Origin of the sequence: Neobacillus niacini (genome assembly GCF_000759675.1) — a bacterium.
Lineage (GTDB): Bacteria > Bacillota > Bacilli > Bacillales > Cytobacillaceae > Neobacillus > Neobacillus niacini_A.
Map to the genome: position 1 here is coordinate 16,759 of NZ_BAWM01000114.1, position 22,003 is coordinate 38,761.

Here is a 22,003-nt window from a genome sequence, read left to right on the forward strand (position 1 = left end):
CTTGAAAGGATGGGATGTTAATGTCGTTAGAATGGTTTGACAGAGTTTGTGGCGAGCTTCAGGATCACCTGGAATCTATTTGTGAAGAGTATGATCAGGTTGGTCAAATGTCAATTGAGAGAGCTGCCAAACACCCGAGGATCGAATTTTTTGTAGAAACAGAAGATGTTAATACAGAAGAAATCGATAGAGACTATTTTTGCACATTATTCTTTGATCCGGGGAACGAAGAATTTTACATCGATACCTTTGATGTTGACAGTGGGCATACTGCTAAAGTCATCCTTTCGGACATAGAAGATATAATCGATGAGGTACACGCAAGCCTACATGATTATATGAACGATGATGATCATTACACCGATGATGGTGTCTATCTTACTTCAGACGAAGTGTATGAGGACGTTGAAGACTGTTATGAAATGGTCGATGATGGAGTAGAGTATTACGAGGCTGAGCAAGTAAATAGTGATGATATTTTTGAAGAAATCGATGTTGAATGGAACACTCCAGAGGTCACTGCCTTCAAGCACGAGGATGAAGTCGAAGTGACTTATCAATTTGGTGTAGTCCCGGAAACTGGTGACGGTGTGCTGAAACGAATTAATCGTATTTGGACCACCGAGGATGAATTAATCAAAGACGAATCACATTTCATTTTTAGCAAAGAAGAGGCTAGTACGATTATCGCCATGATTGCTAGTCATATGGATCAATTAAGTGAGTTTGACTTTGATGACATGCAATAAATTTTAGCGCCCAACTAATCGTGTGGAAGAATTTGGCTCTGATTGAGTTTATGTGACCAAATTAGGTTGTGATTATTGTAAAAATGGTCACAGGACGAGTTCTTGTGACCAAAACTGATGAAGAATACCGCAAAAATGGTCACAAGACGGGGTCTTGTGACCAAAACTGATGTAGAATCCCCCTAAGTGTTCACAAGACCGGTTCTTGTGAACAAAAATGATGAAAAATACCTCAAAAGTGGTTACATACCTCATTTATGATGATCCTATTAAACCGGCCATTACCTTTTCTGTGTTCCTTGCTGATTCACTTTAATTTAATCAATCGTATAATCAATTTCAATCAAATCCCACGGCGTGATGATTCCGAGTGGAGCTTCGTCTTTTTTACCATTTTCGGTTATGATAACTGCTTCTAATTTCTTTTTTACCTTATGAGATTTTTCAAAAATCGTTTCAACATCGAAGATATTTGTGCTTTTCGCGACAAAGTCAATCGGATGGTCTTTTTCGTATTTCATAATATCAAAAATATGTGTATCATCTAAATTTACAGAAGTGCTCACCATGTTTTGTGCCATCCATTTTACGATCGATCCTGCCGTCAAAAGACCCACAAACTCTTTATTCTTATATATCGGAAATTTCGAATAATTAAATTGTCGAATTGCCTCCGTCACTTTTAGAATACTGTCGTTATAATCAAAGTAAAGTACATTTTTCGTTGCAATCGACATAGCGTAATTAGGACGGTTAAAAACATGGGCGATTTTCTCAATATGCTCTACCACTTTTGCATTCGGTTCGGCAATATAATAGCCGACCTGCATTTTTTCATGGACAATGGCATTTCGCAGCTTCGCATATTGCTCGAGATCCTTTTTAAATGTTTCAATGATTTGATATTTTTTAGCGCCTACCTTTACTAAGACTACAAATCTATCATCATTAATTTTTACAATATCCTTCATCGCATCATGCACTTGATTAAAGGCTACCTCAAAACGTTCTGATAGAATTTGTCCATTTTTCATTTGTTTCATTTTCTACCCCTGCCAATATGTTTACTTATTTATCTTTAATTATATATTTAATATGACAATTTAACTATCCCCATTTTTGATAGAGCTGTTTAATTTCTTAGGATGTTGTATGATAATTCAGGATACTTTTTGGAGGGGATTTAGATGAGAACGATTACATTATCAAATGGGAAAACAGTGGAAGTGGAATGTTTAAGCTGTGCCTTAACGAGTGGATTGATTGAGCCTGATGGGGGAGTTATCATTGAAACAGAGCATTTCCATGCCCACCAGGATGTTGCCTATCCAATTAAAGGGTTAGTCATCCTCGCTTCCAAAAGACATATTAAATGCTTAGATGAACTTACCGAGGAAGAAAAATTAGATTACATAAATATTATGACGAATATCAGAAAAGCTCAGCGCGAAGTGTTAGGAATTGACTATGTGTATTACTTTTATAATGAAGATACTACTCATCATTTCCATACATGGTTAGTTCCTCGATATGATTGGATGAATGAATTTGGTCGGTCCGTTGAATCTGTTCGACCTGTCCTGCTTCATGCGAGAAATAATAAGAACACGGAAGAGAATCAGCAAAAGGTTATGAACGCTATCGAAGCCTTAAGAAACGCATTAAATTAATACAGACTTTCTAAGCAAAGACAGCCAGTAAGGTAAACTGGCTGTTTTTGAGGATGAAAATCTACAAGTATGATCACAGAAACAAAGCAAAAAGTAAGAGAGCATTAAATATCAAGTTTACGGGTACCGATCCATTTCACCATTTCAGGGTCTTGATGTGAAAAGAACAAGCTTTGTTTTGTATCTAAGGTAGCGATTCTTTCCATATCCTCTTGACTTAATTCAAAGTCAAAGATATTGAAGTTTTCGATGATTCTTTCCTTACGAACCGATTTTGGAATAGCCACAACTCCTCTTTGTGTCAACCAACTTAAAATCACTTGGGCAACGGATTTATTATGCATTTCGGCTATTGATACTAAAATTTTGTACCTTTTCCAATAATTTATTTGATATTCCTCTCTTTTGAACTTGTTTCAGATTCATTTTAACTACTCTTTACAAGTTCACTGTCTTATTGGATTCCACTAGTAGTTAATAAATTATTTATGTTACCATAACTTATAGCTAGTTTGATTTCTTTATCTTTTTAGAATTTTCCCATTTCGGTTGAAAGATACCTTGATCCATTTGTTTTAAACTATTTGATAGTTTTGGTTGGAATCCCATTAATGAGAAGATATCTCGTTCAAGATCAATTCCTGGTGCAATCTCAATTAATGTAAGTTCTCCTCCATCAAGCTCAAAAACAGCCCTCTCCGTAACGTATAGTACCTTTTGATTTAGTTTTTGTGCATTCTTCCCACTAAATGTGATTTGGTCAACATGGTTACAAAACTTTACATCTCTCCCCTCTTTCAAAATAACTAATTTATCATCTTCAATTCTAATATCTGCTCCATTCGTAAATGTGCCGCAAAAAATGACTTTTTTTGTATTTTGTGAGATATTAATTAATCCCCCCGGACCCGCAACTTTTGAACCAAACTTACTAACATTAACATTTCCGTTCCGATCCACTTGAGCTAAACCGAGAAAGGCAATATCTAGGCCCCCGCCATCATAGAAATCAAACATATCGGCCATTTCAATTGTAGCCTCAGCATTAAAAGAAGTACCAAAATAAAAACCTGAGCCAAGAACTCCGCCAAACGATCCTATTTCAGTCGTAAAAATAACATCATTAATTACTCCTTCTTCTGCAGCTACATTTGCAATTCCTTCTGGCATTCCAATTCCTAGATTCACAATTTTATTATTTGCAAGCTCCATTGAACATCTGCGGGCTATTATCTTTCGAATTGTCAGTTCCATTGGTTTTATTTGGTCAAGTGGCATACGAATATCACCTGATAAAGCTGGATTAAATGCTTCAGGTATAGTTTGTAAATGATTTTCAGGTTTAGCAATTACAATATAATCAACCAGACAGCCAGGTACTTTTACATGCTTTGGATGCAAAGTATCGGCTTTCACAATATTTTCAACCTGTGCGATTACTTTTCCGCCACTATTTTTTGCCGCCATTGCTAAAGCCCGCTGCTCAAGTAATATAGCCTCCTTGTCCATGCATATGTTACCCTTTTCATCGGCATAGGTGCCTCTTATAATAGCTACATCTATCGGAAATCTATTATAATGCAGCCACTCTTCTCCCTTAATCTCCACTAATTCTACTATTTCCTCATTTGTTTTTAATGTTATTTTCCCTCCCTCAATGCGTGGGTCGATAAAGGTCTCTAAACCAACTTTGGAGTATACCCCTGGTTTATTAGCCGCTATGGCTTTCCACATTTGGCAAATTACCCCTTGAGGTAAAAAATAACATTCAATTTTATTTTGTTCTATTAGAGAAGCTAAACTAGGGGCAGCACTTGTATGACTGCAAATTAATCTTTTAATTAATCCTTCATGCCCAAAATGATTTGTTCCTCTCTCTTTAAAATCACCAATACCTGTTGCATGTACTAAAGTAATATTTTGAGGATGATCCGTTTTTAAGTACCTATTTTCAACTGCAATTGCTATTTCCTCAGCAAATCCCCCTACCCAATGACCAGTTATACCAACTGTTGCATCGTCCGGGATTAATAATGCCGCTTCCTCAGCAGAAATAAACTTTCCCATCTTTCCCCCTCCAATCGTCCCATACAATTTCCAGGAAGAAACTTAAAAAAAAGAGATATTCTAGTAATTAAAGAACAATACTAAAATATCTCTATCTTAAAGCCTCTAATTTTTTATTTTCGTTTCAATTATTGCTTATTTACAAATCTATTTGAGTATTTCTTTTGCCATTACAACTCGCTGAATTTGGTTAGTTCCCTCATAAATTTGTGTAATCTTTGCATCACGCATATATTTTTCTACAGGGTAATCACGGATATACCCATTGCCACCAAATATTTGCACTGCATCCGTGGTAACTTTCATAGCTGTATCGGATGCGAAACACTTAGCGAATGCTCCAATGGTAGGTGATGGAGTCCCCTGTTGTAATAGATAGGCAGATTTATATACCAACAACCTTGCAGCTTCAATATTCATCGCCATATCCGCAATCATAAATTGGATTGATTGAAACTGTGAAATAGGCATGCCAAACTGTTTTCTTTCTTTGGAATAATTCAGTGCAGCCTCATATGCACCTTGGGCAATGCCAACTGATAATGCTCCTACCATTGGTCTCCCATAGGCAAGTGCTTGCATAAAAATCTTAAAGCCTTCACCTTCGTTGCCGATACGATTCTTTATAGGAACTCGGACATCTTCGAATCTTAACGACCCTGTAGCAGAAGCACGCAATCCCATTTTCTTTTCTTTCTCTCCTACCGAGACACCCGGTAAATCCCGGTCCACAATTAGTGCTGTAAAACGTTTTTCTATTGAATCCTTGTGCTTAGCCAGCACAACATAGAAATTGGAATAATTCGCATTTGTAATAAACATTTTTTCTCCATTTAAGATATATTCATCCCCTTTAATTTCAATATTGGTTGATAGAGATGATACATCACTTCCAGCTTCTGGCTCTGTTAGGGAAAACGAACCAAATTGACCTCCATATGTTAAACGGCCTAGGTATTCCTTCTTTTGTTCCTCGGTTCCTCCTATAATAATAGGATAGGAAACTAGCGAGTTCCCTTCACAAGAAGTAGCAATGCCTGCACAGCCTCTAGAAATTTCCTCAACAATTAATGCTTGGGAAATTTTATCAACTCCCGGTCCTCCATATTCTTCTGGTACCGCTAAATTAAAAAGACCAATTTCCCGTAATTTTTGGAAAACTTCTTCTGGAAACGCTTCCTCTTCATCGTATTTTTTTGCAACGGGTAAAATCTCTTTATTTGTAAATTCTTTTGCTAATGCTCTAATAGCTACCTGCTCATCGGATAATTGAAAATCCATTTATACTCCCTCCTCATTTTCATAATATTCCGAAAAATATTCCATAAAAGAGATCCTTAACTATTTTTCTTTAAATCATCATTTTTTAAAATAAATTGGGCCAATTCTTCTATTTGCTCTGATATGTCTCTATCACTTTCTAAAGGCTGGCAAATTTGACGGACCTTTTCTAAGTAATTTCTTGTCGCCGAAGCCAGCTGGTTCTCGGCCTTTTCTAAATAGATTGCTTGTGATGAGCAAATCAATTCAATAGCAATTACTCTAGCGGTGTTATGGATGATTTCTCTTACCTGGCGTGAAGCTGTCGTTCCCATGCTTACGTGATCTTCCTGATTAGCTGACGTTGGGATTGAGTCAACACTAGCAGGATGGGCAAGCACTTTATTTTCCGAAACGAGTGATGCCGCTGTATATTGTGCAACCATTAATCCGCATTCTAATCCAGGATTAGTCGCTAAAAAAGGTGATAAACCGCTTAATTGCGGATTAACTAGCCTTTCGATTCTTCGCTCAGAAATATTAGCCCACTCCGCAGCTGCAACCTTCAAAAAGTCCATTGAAAGGGCGATTGGTTGACCATGAAAATGTCCGCCTGATACAATCTCCCCGTTTTCTAAAACGATAGGGTTATCAGTGGCAGAATTCATTTCTATACGTAATCGGTCTTCTACGTAATTGAATGTTTGCCATGAAGCTCCATGAACTTGTGGAATACAACGAATGGAATAAGCATCTTGGATACGAAGTTCTCCTTGATGTGTTACTCGGCGGCTTCCTTTTAGCCACCCTCTTATACGTGACGCAACAAATTCAAATTCAGGATGGGGACGAACTGCTAATAAATCGCTCTCAAAGGCAGTAATTACTCCCTGTAGCGCTTCCATCGTAAGGCTAGCAGCCATATCTGCTGCTAATCCAACACGTTCTGCTTCGTTAAGTGCAACAGTACCGATACCTGACATAGCTTGAGTACCGTTAATCAGTGCGAGGCCTTCCTTTGCTTCTAATGATACGGCTTCTAAACCTGCCCTTTTTAATGCTTCTTTGCCGGTGAGAATATCCCCTTTATATTCAGCTTTTCCTTCACCCACGAGGACAAGAGCAATATGTGCAAGTGGGGCTAAATCGCCACTTGCTCCAACGGATCCTTTACAAGGTACAACCGGATGCACCTTTTTATTAATCATTTCGAAAAGCAGTTGCAGGGTTTCTTCTTTAATTCCTGAAAACCCCTTTGCAAGAGCATTGGCGCGTAATACCATCATTGCCCTTACAATAGAAGTAGGAAGTGGCTCGCCAACTCCAACTGCATCTGCTCGTAATAAATTTAACTGTAATTGGGCAATTTCATTCTTTTCAATCTCAATATCACTAAGTTTACCAAAACCTGTATTTACACCATATACAATTTTTCCAGCATTTATTTGTTTTTCTATCCGATTTCTACTCAGACGGACTCGTAAAAGATTTTCTTCTGGCAAGTAAACCTCCGCTTTCCCATCAACAACCTTTTGTATCTTTTGGCGGTCTAATGTAAAACCATCTAATTCTACAAATTCTAATTCGACTACTTTGCTATCATGCATATTCCTGTCCAACCCCTTTTTTCACATGGTAGTAAATTTCAATTTTTATATATAGATTTCTAGCGAACCTTTCTTTGTTAAAGGCTCTGTTAAACAGAGTCCTGTTAAACTATTTATTTTTTATGGTTGATATACCATTGTTCAATAAGTGAAGCAGTTAACCTGCAGGTGTTAACTAAATTTTCAATGCTGATGCATTCCCTGAAAGAATGAATATTTTGAAATCCCAACCCAAGTGTTGGGCATCGTAGACCGTTTTCATTTAAAACATTCGTATCTGCGCCACCTAAAGTTTCAGTAAAATACGAGGTGACTTTTATATTCTTAGCAGCTATTTCTGCTGTTTTAACTAAAATATCTTCTTCTGAAATTTCGAAACCGGAATATTTCTTCTCAATTCTAACCTGTACTTTTCCTCCATTTTCCGCTGCTGCTGCCTCCATCGCAGCTGCCATATGGCTTAACTGCTGTTCTAACTTTTCTTTTGAAAAGCTTCGAACTTCGCCGGCTACTGTTACGCTGCCGGGAATGATTGAAGTTAATTCCCCACCCTTAATGATACCAATATTGGCAACTGTTTCTTCATTGATAGTTCCTAATTTCATTTTGGTTAATCCTTCTGCTGCAATTAAAAAGGCACTATTGCCTTCCTCAGCATTTAAAGCTATATGGGCTGCATTACCTTCTACTTCCATCCAGATTCTGGAACTAAAAGGCCCCTTTAGAATGATTTGACCTACGTCGCCGCTGCTGTCAAAAATATATCCTGCCTTACTTTTTATTCTCGAATAGTCCATATACCTTGCGCCTACTAGTCCTGGCTGTTCATTCACGGTCAGGATCAATTCGATTGGACCATGGGGAGTACCACTTTCTTGAATAGCTCGTATAGCTTCTAAATAAGCGGCCAATGCCGCTCTATCATCTGCACCTAAAATGGTGGTTCCATCAGAATAAATTACCCCATCTTTTATTACAGGTTTTAACCCTTCTGTGGGAAGTACCGTATCCATGTGTGTGGAGAAGAATAATGGAGGGATAGATGCATCTGTTCCATTTTTCCAAGCAATTAAGTTCCCTATCTCTCCATTGAAATGATCATGTGCCTCATCAAACTCAATTTTAAAACCAAGTTCCGGTAAAACTTTAATTAAGTAGTCTGCTACAGGCTTCTCTTTTGTACTTGGAGCATTGAGCTTTGCCAGTTCGAAAAATAAAGTTTGCAATCGATCTCCATTTACAAAATCTGCTGCATTTGATACACGTTTTGTTGACATAACAACTCCTCCTTTTTTAATGGACCGGCCATCGGCTATATACGACTCTACCATTTTTAATGACTGTATCAACAATATTTGTACCTAAATAGTATGCTATGTGTTTATAAGTAGGAACATCCCAAAATTGCAGGTCTGCTTTTTTTCCTTCTTGTATTACGCCGCGATCGTCTAAACCTAGTGCTTTGGCACCTCCGTAAGTAGCGGCTTTAATTGCTTCTTCAACAGAGAATTTATATAAACGGCAAGCCAGAATAATAACAAACTGCATTGATTCTGTGTAACATGCCGGACAAAGATCCGTTGCAAGCGCAATATTCATCCCTAGATCAAGCATCGTCCTAGCTTTAAATGGCTGTTTATGGTTAACTGCAAAATCGAGAGCTGGCATTAAAACTCCTGTTACCTTAGCTTCGGCGAGCTTTTCCATCACGGCAACCGGAGTATAATTTAAATGGTCAACAGATACCATCTTCATTTCGGCTGCTAAATCTGACCCTCCAATATAAGAGTAAGCATCCGCATGAATTTTCGGTTTCATCCCATACTCTAATCCCTTTTTTAAAATTACTTCTGATTCAGCAGCTGTAAAATACCCGTCATCACACCAAACATCGCAAAACTCTGCAAGACTTAGCTCACCGACTTTCGGAATCATTTCATTGACGATTACTTTTAGATACTCACTTTTAGTTAAGTTTTTGGGAAAACCGTGGGCTCCCAAAAATGTATTGAACACATCTAGAGGAGTTTCCTCTCCGAGTCTTCTACTTACTTCTAATATTTTTATTTCGCTTTCTGTCGTAAGTCCATATCCACTTTTACTTTCAACTGTGGTAATCCCATGCTTTAGCATTGTCATCAGCCGCTTCTTCGCTTCTTCCAATAACTCTTCTGCTGGTGTATTGCGTGTAAGCTCCACGGTTCGGTTAGGTCCGATGGTTATACCAAGTTTTTTTATCCTTTCAGGGTTTTCATCAATCAGTTTAGCCGCATATTCTTCAACGCGGTTGCCATAAAAAATAAGATGGGTGTGAGAATCAACAAAGCCAGGGGCTACCACTTTACCAGTTGCATCAATTCTTGTACTATACTCTAAATCAAATAAGTTTTTAATCTCTTCCTCAGAAGCAATACCGACGATTTTTTCGTCCTTTATTGCAATCCAGCTATTTTTTAAAACCCCTATTTCTCCCATTCCATCTCCTGTACATGTAACGATTTCCTTTGCATTAGAAATTACTAAGTCAACCCTAGTTTTCACCTTCATTTCAGACATGTTTTTCACACCACCATAAAAAAGAGTTTAATACTTTTACAGAATCTAAATTTCAGATATAGGCATAATTATTCCAATTTCATCATCCTAATTAATGCAAGTTCTATGCCAGAACTTATTTATTCTAAATAGTTTCTTTTTAATAGGATGAAAGCTATTATCCCAATCCTTTTTACAAATAAACATTTGTTTAATTATGCAGATTTTTTTTGCATATATTCACAGAAAATTTAGTTTTTGCCACTGAACACTTTATTTGCATCTATTTTTGCTGCAGATAAATTTTGCGTGCAGGCTTTTTGCTGCTTTTACTGAATTCATTACAATACACTTCATATGGATAAAAGCACCGAAGCAGTTCTTCGGTGCCTAAACTGATTTCTATTTTATCAACGTATTACTATTTAAATATTCCCAAACAGAATTAGGGAGCGGTATACCTTCGTTCTTACGTTTTTCCTCCTGCATGGCCTCAATTTCACCTGGTACAAGAACTTTGGTGAAACCTTTTGCCGGGACCAGGGAATGGATTTGACGAATCATTAAATCCATGTTATCGAGAAATGTTTCAGCCATTGTGAACTTTGCAGGATCAATTGCCATAAAAAAGTGACCTATGTCCAACATTTTTTTATAATCTGCGAACATTTTTGGAATCTGAGGTCCAAATGCCGAGCCACTTAACAAACCTGAAAAAATTTCCACAACCATAGCTAAACCATATCCTTTTGCGCCGCCAAATGGAGATAAATATGCTACTTTTCCAGGGTCTGTTGTTGGATTCCCATCTTCGTCAATTCCCCAATCAGAGGGGATTTGTTTTCCGTATTCTTTTGCGTTTAATACTTTACCAAAAGCAACATTACTCGTTGCAAAATCAAGAATGACTGGGATTTCTGTTTTAGCAGGAAAACCAAACGCCATTGGATTCGTACCAAAATAAGGTTCCGCTGCACCAAAAGGCACAACACAAGCCTCAATATGAGTCATCGCAATACCGATGAGTCTTTGATCAATTGCTTGCTTGACAAAATAGGATAATGCTCCGCAGTGGCTGCTATTTTTTGCAACGACTACTCCAACCCCGTTGTCCTTTGCCATTTGAATTGCATAGTCCATCGATTTTTTTGAGATGACATGACCGAAACCATGATCTCCATGGTACACAGCAGTAGAATTACTTGTCTTTTCTAATTTAGGGTTAGACCTTATATTTAACCCTGCTTCTTTAATACGTTTCATGTAATGTTCAACACGAAGGACACCGTGCGAATCAACACCACGTAAATTTGCATGTATAAGAACATCTGCTACTATTTCCGCTTCATCATGATGAACATTTGCGTCATAAAGCTTTTTTATTACTAATTCTTTCAAAGTTTCATACGGAATGATATTTTCCATTTGTACACTCCTATAAACTACTTTTAATAGTGACTAAAGGTTTATCATTTGGTCATCTGATTGATCTTTAGTTCGTTTTAAGAATTGAGTTTCTTCCATAAATTTATCAGCCTTTGCATATTCAGGTTTTGACAAGAAACTTCCAATAAAGTAAGCGCTAAATCCTATTGCAACTCCGATTAAAATTCTCCTTGCATCTCCAGGCCAAAATGATGGCAGATTAAAACCTAGGTCAATAAAAAAGTTATACAAAACAAATCCACAACCAAATATAATACTTGCTAAAGCTCCTGTAGATGTCCCCCTTCTCCAGAAGAAACCAAAGATCAACGGGACAAATAATCCAGCTGCTAAAATGTCACTTGACATCCATAACACCCATAATGCATCAGGGATACGCACTGCAATGATCATACCAAAAACACTTATAATAATGGTTCCAAGCATTCCAAATCGTACCAGTTGTTTCTCAGAGGCATTTTTATTAAAATGTGTTCGATAGAGTTCTGTCATATACAAAGAGCCGGCGTTCATAGTTGTTGTAATGGTAGACATAATTGCTGCACCGATTCCTACTAACACGATGGCACCCAAAAATGGGTGTAGATAATCTTTTACTAAGGAGCTGACAATACCACCTTCTGGCAGTTCAGTGAATATAGCACCAGCTGCTACACCGATAATTACTACTAAAAAGTAGATGGGAATAAAGTAAATCATTGTTGCGAACGAAATTTTCCTTGCCTCCGTCGGACTTTTTGCAGCAGAAACACGCTGCCATGCGGCCGCGTCAATGACCCACGCCAGCCCAAAAGAAAATAGGAAGAGAAAGTTTTTCCCAAAGTGGGCAAAGAAATTGAAATATTCAGTCTTTTCTTTCGCTACAGCTGCCGCCTTGATCGCATCGAATCCATTGGAAAAATATAATGCTGCACCCAATGTAATTAAAAGACCTAATATAATAAATCCAAATTGCAGCATCTCAGTAAAAACAACCGCACGAAACCCGCCAATTGTTGCGTACACGATACAAATAGCTACACAAATAACTAAGGTGAGACCATAACTAATTCCGAAAATGCTAGAAAAAAAGTTACTTATTGCAACCATTTGTGAAGCTCCCCAGGTTATCATATACCAAACAATAAGAACGGAAAGCAAGGCTCCACTCGTTTTATTATATCGTTTTTCCATAATTCCAGATTGTGACATTGAACCGACTCTTCTTATAGCTTTGGCAAAAATCATCAATGCCAGAACGGCGAGCACTGAAGGGGACCCAATTATCCACCATGCACTAATCCCTTCTTCAAATGCTTGGTCGATGGAAATAAGTGCGGAGTTCCCTCCAAACCAAGAGGCTACAAAGGTAAGAGCTAAAGCCCAATGCGGAAAATTCCTTCCTGCTAAGAAAAAATCTTCCTTTGTTTCATTCTTGGTTTTCCATAAACTCATGACTAACAGCGCCGCAAAATAGATTAGTAAACTAACAATTGCCCATATTTTATATGCTTCCAATTTATTTCCTCCTCATTATTTGGTAGAAGCATGGCCGTCAAAAAGTTCACTTAGATTAACCACATTTGAAAGGGAGTTCCCTTTTACCCCATCTAAAATATGTTGGCAAGTTCGTTTTCTCAGTTCATCAACTGAACTTTCAGAAATATAGGAAGCATGTGGAGTAATTAGCAATTCTGACATATTTAAAAGAGGATAATCGGCATTCGGTGGTTCTTGTTTCAATACATCAAGACCTGCACCACCTAAATGACCTGATTCTAGCAGACTTAATAAGTCATCTTCATTGATAACTCCCCCTCGGCAGGTGTTAACAATAAACGCTCCTTTAGGCATCAGTTTCATATTTTCAAGGTTTAGGATATTTTCAGTTTCTGGGGTTAAAGGGATGTGCAAACTGAGCAAATTTGACTGCTGTATTAATTGCTCCCTTGATACCGGGACCACTCCATACTCTGCAAATTCTTCCCTGTGTACATATTTATCGTGGGCAATCAGCCTTGGGCCAAATGATCTCAATTTATAGGCGACTGCACGGGCAATCCGACCAAATCCTAATAATCCAATGGTCATATCCTTAATACGCTTAATCGGCATTGTATCCAGTGCGTCCCAATGACCATTTCTAACCTGATTGCCATAACTTTTAATCCTCCTTACAACTGCTAATACCAGTGCAACTGTATGATCGGACACCTCCTCGATACAATAATCCGGGACATTACATACAGGAATGCCTTTTCGATTTGCTGCAGTTAAGTCGATATGATTGTATCCTACACCATAAGTCGCCATTACTTTACAAGTGTCTAATTGTGAGATGATCTCCTCTCCACAATTAAAACCAACTTGCACGATAACTCCGTCAGCACATGGAGCATATTCGGGTAAATCCTTCAGTAACGATTTTGAATTTGTCACTTTTAACGTCATCCCATTATCCCTAAAAATTTCATTCTCCATTTGATGGTTTTTCCATTCATCATCCAAAATCCAAACAATAGGTTTACCGTCCTTCATTTTTCACCCTCCTTTTTTGAGATATACATTACCTTTATCCAGTATTTATTTTACTGATAGCATTTCTTGCTGTATTTCTTTTAAAGCATTTATTAAACTATTGTTTTGGTCAAACGTTCCAATTGTTATACGCGAAAAGGTTTTTAATGACCAAGGTGAACAAGGACGAATTAATATACCCTTTTTCATCAGTTTGTTAAAAAGAGTTGATACCTCTTGTTTCATATCAACAAATAGGAAATTAGCCTGAGAGTTAATCACAACAAACCCCATTTTTTGTAATTCTATTGTCAATCGTTCCTTCTCTTCGTATAACTCTAAGAGCATCTTGTTCAAAAATTCAATGTCATCCAAAGCAGCTAACGCTCCAGCAATTGCTATACGATTGACAGAAAAGGTTTGCTTTACAGCTAACAGTGGTTCAAGATAGGCTTCGGATGAAACAGCATAACCAATCCTCACACCCGCTAATCCATAAAACTTGGAAAATGTTCTAATTGTGATAACCGGATATCCCTTTTTGACAAAATCAATTCCTGAACGGTAGCCATTGATTGAAATGTACTCTGCATAGGCTTCGTCAAGTATCACTAAGACACCGTCAGGCACTTGATTTAGAAAAGATTCTAATTCATCATTTTTGACTACTGTTCCGGTAGGATTGTTAGGATTACAAATAAAAATTAATTTCGTTTTGCTAGTTATCGCATTTAGAATTCCATTAAGATCTGCTTCAAAATCTTTATTTAAAGGAATCTCGATTGGTATTCCGCCCATGAGTAATGTAATCTCTCGGTAACTTGTAAAAGTAGGCTTGCAATAAATCACTTCATCTCCCGAATTGATATAAGCGTTGCCAATTAAAGTAATAATGTGATCTGCTCCATTAGCAACGATTATTTTATCTGCAGAAACATCATACTTTACTCCTAATTTTTCTCGGAGCTCCCGGCAAGAAGGTTCAGGGTATAACCAACTATCCTTTAATGCTTCTGACATTGCCCTCAAAGCTACAGGGGACGGTCCAATCGGGTTCTCATTGGAAGCAAGACGAATGACTTCATCTAATCCTAATTCCCGCCTTACATCTTCAATAGGCTTACCAGGAACATATGGGGTTAAATATTTCACCTCATTACGCCACATTTTTTTTGTCATTGTACTGTTCCCTTCTTCTATTATTGGCTTTTTTATTACTAGAAAGGGCACTCTGCTTAATTTTATTGAAAAGCACAAGTGCCTCCATATGTTTAAAAAAGCTGTTTTTATACTTACTTACTTAATTCTTAAACTTAAGATCTCACGTTTTCTTTTTCTAAATCTTTGGGACCAAATGTTGCTTTTGGAGACCACCACAGAGGTATTTTAATACTCTCTTTTGTCATTTTTCCTTTTCCATTTGCTACATCACGAGCTGTTTCATAGCCAGCTTGTGCATGGCGCACAACACCGATACCTGAGTCTACAGTCATCGCCACTTCGAGTCTCATATCAGACTCTGCTGTACCATCTGCAACCATAGTTACACCTGTATGCACGGCTTCTCCCATAGAATAGTTTGCTTGTAAGGCAATAAGGTCACACATGCCTACTGCATTCAAAAGTCCGTTCAGTACTGGCCAATCAGAAATTAAATCTCCGCCATCTTTCATATTTTCTGATTCAAAGGTCGGATTAACAATTGAACCTGAATCAAGGTTATCACGTGAAAACGCCACTGGTCCTGCTAGTTCTCCGCGTCGAATCATGTCATTGACTTCGAGGGCAAATTCCTTACGTTGACCAAATCCCATATAACAAATCCGTGCTGGTAAGGCTTCAATCGGAATATGCTTCTTCGCCAGTTTAATCCAGCGAGTAACAAGAAGGTCGTCACTGAACTTTTCTAAAATCATATCATCAATTTTTCTTAAGTCCTCAGGGTCACCAGATAAGCATACCCAGCGGAAAGGTCCGCGGCCTTCACAGAAGAGTGGACGAATGTATTCCGCTACGAATCCTGGCAAACGTTTTGCTTCTTTTCCGTCCATTCCGGCATCAATACACTCTTTACGAATACTCGTTCCATATTCAAATGACTTGACACCAAGGTCCAAAAACTTTATCAGTGCTTTTAACTCTCGAACCATAGTAGCACGTGCTTCTTTTAAGTAAAGTTCTCGATTCGTTTCTCGAAGATGTTCTGCTTCTACCACTGTATACCCAGATGGCAGGTAGGAAATCGGATCATGTGCAGGAGTCATGGAGGTCGAAATATCTGGAAGGAACCCTTTTTGGATAACTTCTTCAAACACATCCGCTGCATTGCCTACTATTGCTACCCCTAGTGGTTTTCCTTCTGCAGCATATTGTTTTGCCATTTGGATGGCTTCATCTAACGAATCTGCTAAACAATCAATAAATCCTTTCTCAATCCTTCTTTTAATGATCTCAACATTAGAGTCGCAAAGAATTGCAACACCACCATGCATGGTCATAGCTCTTGTCTGATTTCCTCCCATTCCCCCAGCCCCGGCAGTTACCAGGATTTTTCCAACAAGTGAATCATTATAATGAAGGCGGGCAATCGCAGATAGGGTTTCAAAGGTTCCTTGAATTACACCCTGTGTGCCAATGTATTCCCATGGAGCGGCTGTATAGTTAGCATACATGGTTAAGTTTTTATCCTGAAGGTCATAGAAAGTAGGCCAATCTGCTTTCATAATATTTGTATTTGCCATTACAACGGTCGGAGCATATTTGTGTGTTTTAAATACCGCAACAGGCATGCCTGATTGCACAACAAGTGTTTCATTATCTTCCAATTCTTTTAATGATTTAACAATTGCGTGGTAGGACTCCCAGTTACGTGCGGCTTTACCAATACCCCCGTAAATAATAAGTTCTTCTGGCTTCTCTGCATTTTCCATATTATTTTCTAGCATACGTAAAATCGCCTCTTGCCTCCAACCCTTACAACGTAGTTCAGGACCTCTCTGTGCTTTTACTGAATATAGGATTTCTGGATTTGTCATTAACTATTTCCTCCTTAATTAGTTTTACATTTATATATATTGCAAGTAATGTGCCATACTGTTTAAAAGAGGGAAAGTTAATAAAATTTAGTTTTTTAAGGGGTGTAATAAGGTGGTTGGTTATCCACTTCTGTTCCTTTTATAGTGAACTATGCAGAAAATTTTGGCATCAATTCTTACTATTTAGTAAGTTTGTAGCAGAAAGAATAACTAAATTATTAAAAACTAGCATGCAGATAAAATTTGCGCAGAATATTCCAATTATTCAAACAAAATAGTATACTTAAAATAAATAAATGAATGTGGCAGGAGGTTTGAGATGATAGGAACAGCTATCTGTTCATTAATTAGGAGTTTTACTGATGGGGTCATCATGCTTAATAGTAATTTGAAGGTCCACTGTTATGAAACGGAAAAGATTGGTATAAAAGTAATAAACGGAAAACATATTGCCGAGTTTTTCCCTTCTGTTCCTGATGAATTTTTGGATAATAAAACTTTTACATTAACCATAAATCAACGAAAACTTTTCGTTACAGTAAAAATCCTTCCTGCAGATGATAACTACATAATTCTTTGCATAGAAGATGTTTCTGATTTAATAAATAATTCTAAAATGAGATTATACTGCCTCGAAAAAATTATAGAATCACTAGACGAAGGGGTGATGATGAGTAATGAAGATGGGGTAATAAGCTTATATAATCTCGCACAGGAAAAAATGGAAGGATTAAATCGGCAAGCGATTATTGGAAAACACCTATGGGATGCATACAATTATGATAATCATCAAAAGTCTGAGCACCGGCACACTTTTAAGACTGGTAAGCCTATTTTTTCTAGATATAAGGCACATTCAACAATTAATGGGGTTCCGAAATACGTGAATTACAATACCTACCCTATTCAAAAGGATAATGAAACGATTGCCGTTTTTTCATTAAGTACAAATGAATCACGGCTAAAAGATATGCTCTATCAGACAATTGAACAAAAAAGAAAAATAACTGAGGTAAACCATAAAGATATCGATAGAAAAAATGGTACTAATTTTACCTTTGAAGATATAAAAGGTCAAAGCCTAGTACTGCAAAACTTAATAAAAGAGGCACAAAACATAGCAATTCATAACACTGACGTTTTAATAGTGGGAGAGACAGGTACTGGCAAAGAATTATTTGCACAAAGTATTCACAATCATAGTCCAAATGCTAAAAGTCCTTTTATTGCAATTAATTGTGCAGCTATCCCAGAAACACTGCTTGAAAGCACTTTATTTGGAACTGTAAAAGGTGCTTTTACAGGTGCAACAAACCAGGTTGGACTTTTTGAACATGCTAAAGATGGCACACTTTTTTTAGATGAAATTAATTCTATGCCGATTACATTACAATCTAAGCTGATGCGGGTTTTACAGGAACGTTTAGTCAGAAGGGTCGGCTCCAATGAAGTAACTTCTGTTACGTGCAGGGTCATAAGTGCATCAAATGAAGATCCTGAAAAGTTAATATCAGAAGGAAAAATGCGGGTTGATTTATTTTATAGAATTGCCCGTACGAGTCTATTTATCCCGCCTTTAAGAGAACGGGCAGAAGATATTCACTTTTTTATAGATTATTTCATAAATAAATTCAAAAATAAATTCAATAAATCTACTCCCCATTTTTCAAAACACATACTTAAATCTCTTCTACAATATCATTGGCCTGGTAATACACGAGAACTGGAACATTCAATTGAAAATGTTATCATTAGGGTAAGTGAAAACGATGAAGCCATTGAACTTGAGCACCTTCCCTCGTATATAAGAAGAAAACTTTATTCTGACACTAAGGATGCAGATAGAAATAATAAAAAGAATGAGAAGCAGCCTTTGAAGTCTATGTTTTCTAACTCCCAAGAGCATTTTATATTAAAAACTCTCGAACAAACCGATTGGAATATTTCAAAAGCTGCTCGAAAGCTTGGCATTACACGGCAAAGTCTGCAATATCATATTAAAAAGTATGGCATGGTCAAAACAAATAATTAAATATTAATGGATATTTGATTTAAGCAAAAAAGGTATATTCTCCTCTCGAATTGAGGGAATATACCTTTTTTGCTCGACAGAATACATGAATATCCAAAAAAAGCACAAAATTAGTAATTAGATAATATTGTTACCATTTTATCTTCGATTCTTTTTCCCAGCTTATCTTCCATTAAATTATTCAGCATAATGGAGAAGATTAATATTTGTCCGCTTTTAGTTTTAACGTAGCCTGAAATTGTGCTAACTGTAGAGATGGTTCCAGTTTTTGCGAGTACCTTCCCTTTTACATCAGGTCCTTTCATCCGATTTCGTAAGGTGCCTCCTGCCATTTTTTCACTTTCACCTGCGACCGGTAGTGAATGAAGAAAAGCAGAGAACCACTTTTGCTGCTGAACTGTATATAACAATTGAGATAGTTGAGAAGCCGGGACTAAATTAATATGCGATATTCCAGAGCCATCCCTTAGCACCAAAGTTTTCGTATTGATTCCGAATTTAGGTAACTCCGCTTCCATAACCTCTAAACCCTTTTCCCAGCTACCTTCCCCTTTTACCACTTTACCCATTTCTTTAATCAAGGTTTCTGCGTGACCATTGTTGCTTAGTTTCATAAACGGGACGAGTAGCTCAGAAAGCTTTATCGAGCTATGAGTATGTAGGTTCCTTGCATTATCTGGCGTTGGTCCCGTTTTTATTTTTCCTAAAACTTGAATACCTTGTTCTGTTAGTGATTGCTTAAAAAGGGCTAAAGCATATCTTGTCGGTTCCCAGACACCAATCCATTCCTTTTCAGGCTTGGATTTAACAGGTAGAGTGCCCGTTATTGTAATCGTGTTTTTAGCGTGCTCCCGCTCAAAAGTAAGTTTCTTTTTTCCATCTTCAGTAACCGTTTCGGTTTGATTGATGATTTTTACAAAATCAGTATTGGGAGTTACAGTTACGTCCACCTTATCGCCTTTGTCGGTCCCTGGTTTCACTTCAAGCAAAATAGAACCAGAATCATAGTCTTTTGTTGGTGATGCTGTTAGTGCGGAAATTTGCGCACCATAGTAGGTTTGTTCATCACTCCACGGTAAATCTACCGAATAGCGGACATCATCATACCACGTATCATCGCCAATTAAATTGCCGGTGATCCTTTTTATGCCCAGTTTCTTTATTTCCGAAGCCATTTTGTCGAAGTCTTCTTTTAGGAGTGTTGGGTCTCCCTTCCCTTTTAAATATAGATTCCCTTGGAGCGTTTTCTTTTTCACTTCCCCATTTGCGAGAACCTCAGTTATAAAGGTATAGTCTTCACCTAAAACAGCTAACGCTGCTGCAGCCGTTAAAAGTTTCATATTCGAAGCAGGTCGCAGGCGGACATCTCCTAAATGATCATAAATGACTTCACCGGTGGTGGCCGAACGTATGCTGACTCCAGCAATAGCCCCTTGTAAATGCGGTTCTTCATTTAATAACTGATTTAACTGCTGGGTTAGATTATCATCTGCCAATACTGGATGTGTTTGTGGTAATAATGCAGCTATAAAAATAATAAAAATGATTAAATTCCATCTTTTCAGCAAAATCCATTTCCAACTTTCTCTTTTTTCATAAAGTCTTTCCTAAAAAACAAACTTTCTTCCTTTTTCGGGGAAAAAACTTAATTTTAAACTAAATTATTTTCGTGAAAATAAATATATCAGCGATGCTGGACCATATATCAGCGTTAAATCATTTTTATCAGCGTTAATCCAAATATATCCGCAATGCCCCCCAAAACACCATTGACCTTATTTCATAACATCAATATTTTTACGCATATAAGCCCAATTCTGCGGTGCCGGCAAGCTTATCTGCCAATAGGTAGTCCCGAGCAATTGATAAACATCTATCAATCGATATTTTTCTATGAAACTTCTAATATCCTCAAACCAAACGACCTGTTCTACCCCCGCACTCCAATGCCGATACCATGGAGACATGGAGTATTGGTCGAATTGAATCGGCGATCCTGTTGAAATCGCTTGATTTTGGGCCGATACAACAGACATCGCACGTGTAACGTTCGTTCCGACTACCTTGTCATAGCCATAAAGCGGCATCGCAATTTGTAGTTTACGAGGATTGATTTGAGTGATGGAATACTGAATAACCTGCTCCATCCACCATATCGGCGCGATAGGATCCGGCGGACCTCCTGGATATCCATAATCAATCGTCATCACAGCAACGATGTCCGCTGCCCTCCCGATAGAGGAATAATCATATGCCCCAATAATTCGATTCGTTGGAATATCTGCCGTCTTCGCATGCACATTTACATGCAGTATCAACTTTCCCAAAGCATTCTTTAATTCTCTTAAAAATAGGTTAAAATCATTGCGCTGTGGCGGCGGAATAAATTCAAAGTCGATACTGACTCCGCCAAATCCTCTTTGCCTTGTCAAATTCACAATGCTTTGAACCAAATTTCTGCGATAGACTGGATTGGCAAGCACTTTACCTGCGAGCTCAGCACTGAAATCAACGCCTGTAAAATTACGAATCATCATTAGTGGCGTAATGTTCAATTGCTTACTCCGTGCTACAATTGCTGAATCCTCAATCTCGTTATAGGCATACCCTTCTGCCGTAAACGAATAAGCCACAACCGCTAAATACGTTAATTGCCCTGCCACAGAATCTAGCATTGAAAGTTCAGTACTTCCACCTGATGGTACAAGAAACCCCAATGTCGATATTTCTAATTTTACAGGTGAGGGAATGTTGATGATTTGACCAATAAAAAGCTGGTTCGGGTCTACCCCAGGATTTGCCCTTACTATCGACGAAATATCAGTTTCAAACCTCTGCGCTAATTTCCATATTTGATCGCCTGGTTTTATTTTATAGGAGCGGATTGGGAGTTGGTTGTCCGGAATATACAAGGCGAGACCTGGTACGAGCGAACTTGCCGACGGCAGTCCATTTACTTCAACAATGGTTTGAATAGCTACTCCATACCTATTGGAAATTGCCCACAAATTTTCTCCGGTACTCACCACATGAACTCCCATGCTCTCACACTCCTTTTACCACCATCATATGGGGATTTCACTTGGAATATTGCTCTTTGCATAAA

Annotated in this window: 16 protein-coding genes and 1 pseudogene; 3 read left to right on the forward strand and 14 right to left on the reverse strand. The window is 37.8% G+C overall.

Annotated elements, in window-relative coordinates; translation table 11 throughout:
• Positions 1-20 precede the first annotated feature (20 nt).
• Complete coding sequence (locus TR08_RS24255) at positions 21-749, forward strand: hypothetical protein (RefSeq protein WP_045522641.1); 729 nt, start codon at positions 21-23, stop codon at positions 747-749.
• Between the two features lie 317 nt (positions 750-1,066).
• Here the strand turns inward: TR08_RS24255 and TR08_RS24260 are convergent, their stop codons facing one another.
• On the reverse strand, positions 1,067-1,792 hold the full coding sequence (locus tag TR08_RS24260; protein WP_238579236.1) for a CBS domain-containing protein: 726 nt from the start codon (positions 1,790-1,792) through the stop codon (positions 1,067-1,069).
• A 144-nt stretch (positions 1,793-1,936) separates the two neighbouring features.
• Between TR08_RS24260 and TR08_RS24265 the strand changes: the two genes are divergently transcribed.
• Positions 1,937-2,419, forward strand: a complete 483-nt coding sequence (locus TR08_RS24265) for an HIT family protein (RefSeq protein WP_045522643.1) — start codon at positions 1,937-1,939, stop codon at positions 2,417-2,419.
• A gap of 104 nt (positions 2,420-2,523) precedes the next feature.
• Here TR08_RS24265 and TR08_RS24270 read toward each other — a convergent pair.
• The 11 genes and pseudogenes from TR08_RS24270 to hutU form a co-directional block, all read right to left on the reverse strand.
• A pseudogene (locus tag TR08_RS24270) lies at positions 2,524-2,787 on the reverse strand (aldo/keto reductase); the annotation flags it as partial.
• 139 nt (positions 2,788-2,926) lie between these two features.
• Positions 2,927-4,486 carry an acyl CoA:acetate/3-ketoacid CoA transferase gene (locus tag TR08_RS24275; RefSeq protein ID WP_045522645.1) on the reverse strand — a complete coding sequence of 520 codons (1,560 nt, stop codon included), beginning with the start codon at positions 4,484-4,486 and terminating at the stop codon, positions 2,927-2,929.
• 147 nt (positions 4,487-4,633) lie between these two features.
• A complete protein-coding gene (locus tag TR08_RS24280) occupies positions 4,634-5,767 on the reverse strand; it encodes an acyl-CoA dehydrogenase family protein (RefSeq protein ID WP_045522647.1) in 1,134 nt (377 codons plus the stop codon).
• Positions 5,768-5,823: 56 nt separating this feature from the next.
• Positions 5,824-7,353 carry a histidine ammonia-lyase gene (gene hutH, locus TR08_RS24285; RefSeq protein WP_045522652.1) on the reverse strand — a complete coding sequence of 510 codons (1,530 nt, stop codon included), beginning with the start codon at positions 7,351-7,353 and terminating at the stop codon, positions 5,824-5,826.
• 113 nt (positions 7,354-7,466) lie between these two features.
• Positions 7,467-8,630, reverse strand: a complete 1,164-nt coding sequence (locus tag TR08_RS24290) for a M20/M25/M40 family metallo-hydrolase (RefSeq protein WP_045522653.1) — start codon at positions 8,628-8,630, stop codon at positions 7,467-7,469.
• 16 nt (positions 8,631-8,646) lie between these two features.
• Positions 8,647-9,909: an imidazolonepropionase gene (gene hutI / locus TR08_RS24295; protein WP_052427619.1), complete on the reverse strand. Its 1,263-nt coding sequence runs from the start codon at positions 9,907-9,909 to the stop codon at positions 8,647-8,649.
• 381 nt (positions 9,910-10,290) lie between these two features.
• The gene (gene allD, locus TR08_RS24300; protein WP_045522655.1) at positions 10,291-11,313 is read right to left on the reverse strand and encodes an ureidoglycolate dehydrogenase; all 1,023 of its coding nucleotides are present in this window, start codon (positions 11,311-11,313) and stop codon (positions 10,291-10,293) included.
• A gap of 33 nt (positions 11,314-11,346) precedes the next feature.
• Positions 11,347-12,831: a sodium:solute symporter family protein gene (locus TR08_RS24305; protein WP_045522657.1), complete on the reverse strand. Its 1,485-nt coding sequence runs from the start codon at positions 12,829-12,831 to the stop codon at positions 11,347-11,349.
• 15 nt (positions 12,832-12,846) lie between these two features.
• Positions 12,847-13,851 carry a C-terminal binding protein gene (locus TR08_RS24310; RefSeq protein ID WP_052427620.1) on the reverse strand — a complete coding sequence of 335 codons (1,005 nt, stop codon included), beginning with the start codon at positions 13,849-13,851 and terminating at the stop codon, positions 12,847-12,849.
• Positions 13,852-13,896: 45 nt separating this feature from the next.
• Entirely contained in the window at positions 13,897-15,009 is a 1,113-nt protein-coding gene (hisC, locus tag TR08_RS24315; protein WP_045522658.1) for a histidinol-phosphate transaminase, read from the reverse strand.
• 134 nt (positions 15,010-15,143) lie between these two features.
• Complete coding sequence (gene hutU, locus TR08_RS24320) at positions 15,144-16,865, reverse strand: urocanate hydratase (protein WP_045522660.1); 1,722 nt, start codon at positions 16,863-16,865, stop codon at positions 15,144-15,146.
• Between the two features lie 319 nt (positions 16,866-17,184).
• On the opposite strand from hutU, the gene TR08_RS24325 reads away from it, so the two are divergent.
• The gene (locus TR08_RS24325) at positions 17,185-18,897 is read left to right on the forward strand and encodes a sigma-54 interaction domain-containing protein (protein ID WP_052427621.1); all 1,713 of its coding nucleotides are present in this window, start codon (positions 17,185-17,187) and stop codon (positions 18,895-18,897) included.
• A 110-nt stretch (positions 18,898-19,007) separates the two neighbouring features.
• Here TR08_RS24325 and dacB read toward each other — a convergent pair whose 3' ends face one another.
• Together dacB and TR08_RS24335 are read right to left on the reverse strand one after the other, a co-directional pair.
• Positions 19,008-20,465, reverse strand: coding sequence for a D-alanyl-D-alanine carboxypeptidase/D-alanyl-D-alanine endopeptidase (gene dacB, locus TR08_RS24330; RefSeq protein ID WP_370576401.1), 1,458 nt, complete (start codon positions 20,463-20,465; stop codon positions 19,008-19,010).
• A 207-nt stretch (positions 20,466-20,672) separates the two neighbouring features.
• The gene (locus TR08_RS24335) at positions 20,673-21,938 is read right to left on the reverse strand and encodes a glycoside hydrolase family 18 protein (protein ID WP_045522662.1); all 1,266 of its coding nucleotides are present in this window, start codon (positions 21,936-21,938) and stop codon (positions 20,673-20,675) included.
• Positions 21,939-22,003 lie beyond the last annotated feature (65 nt).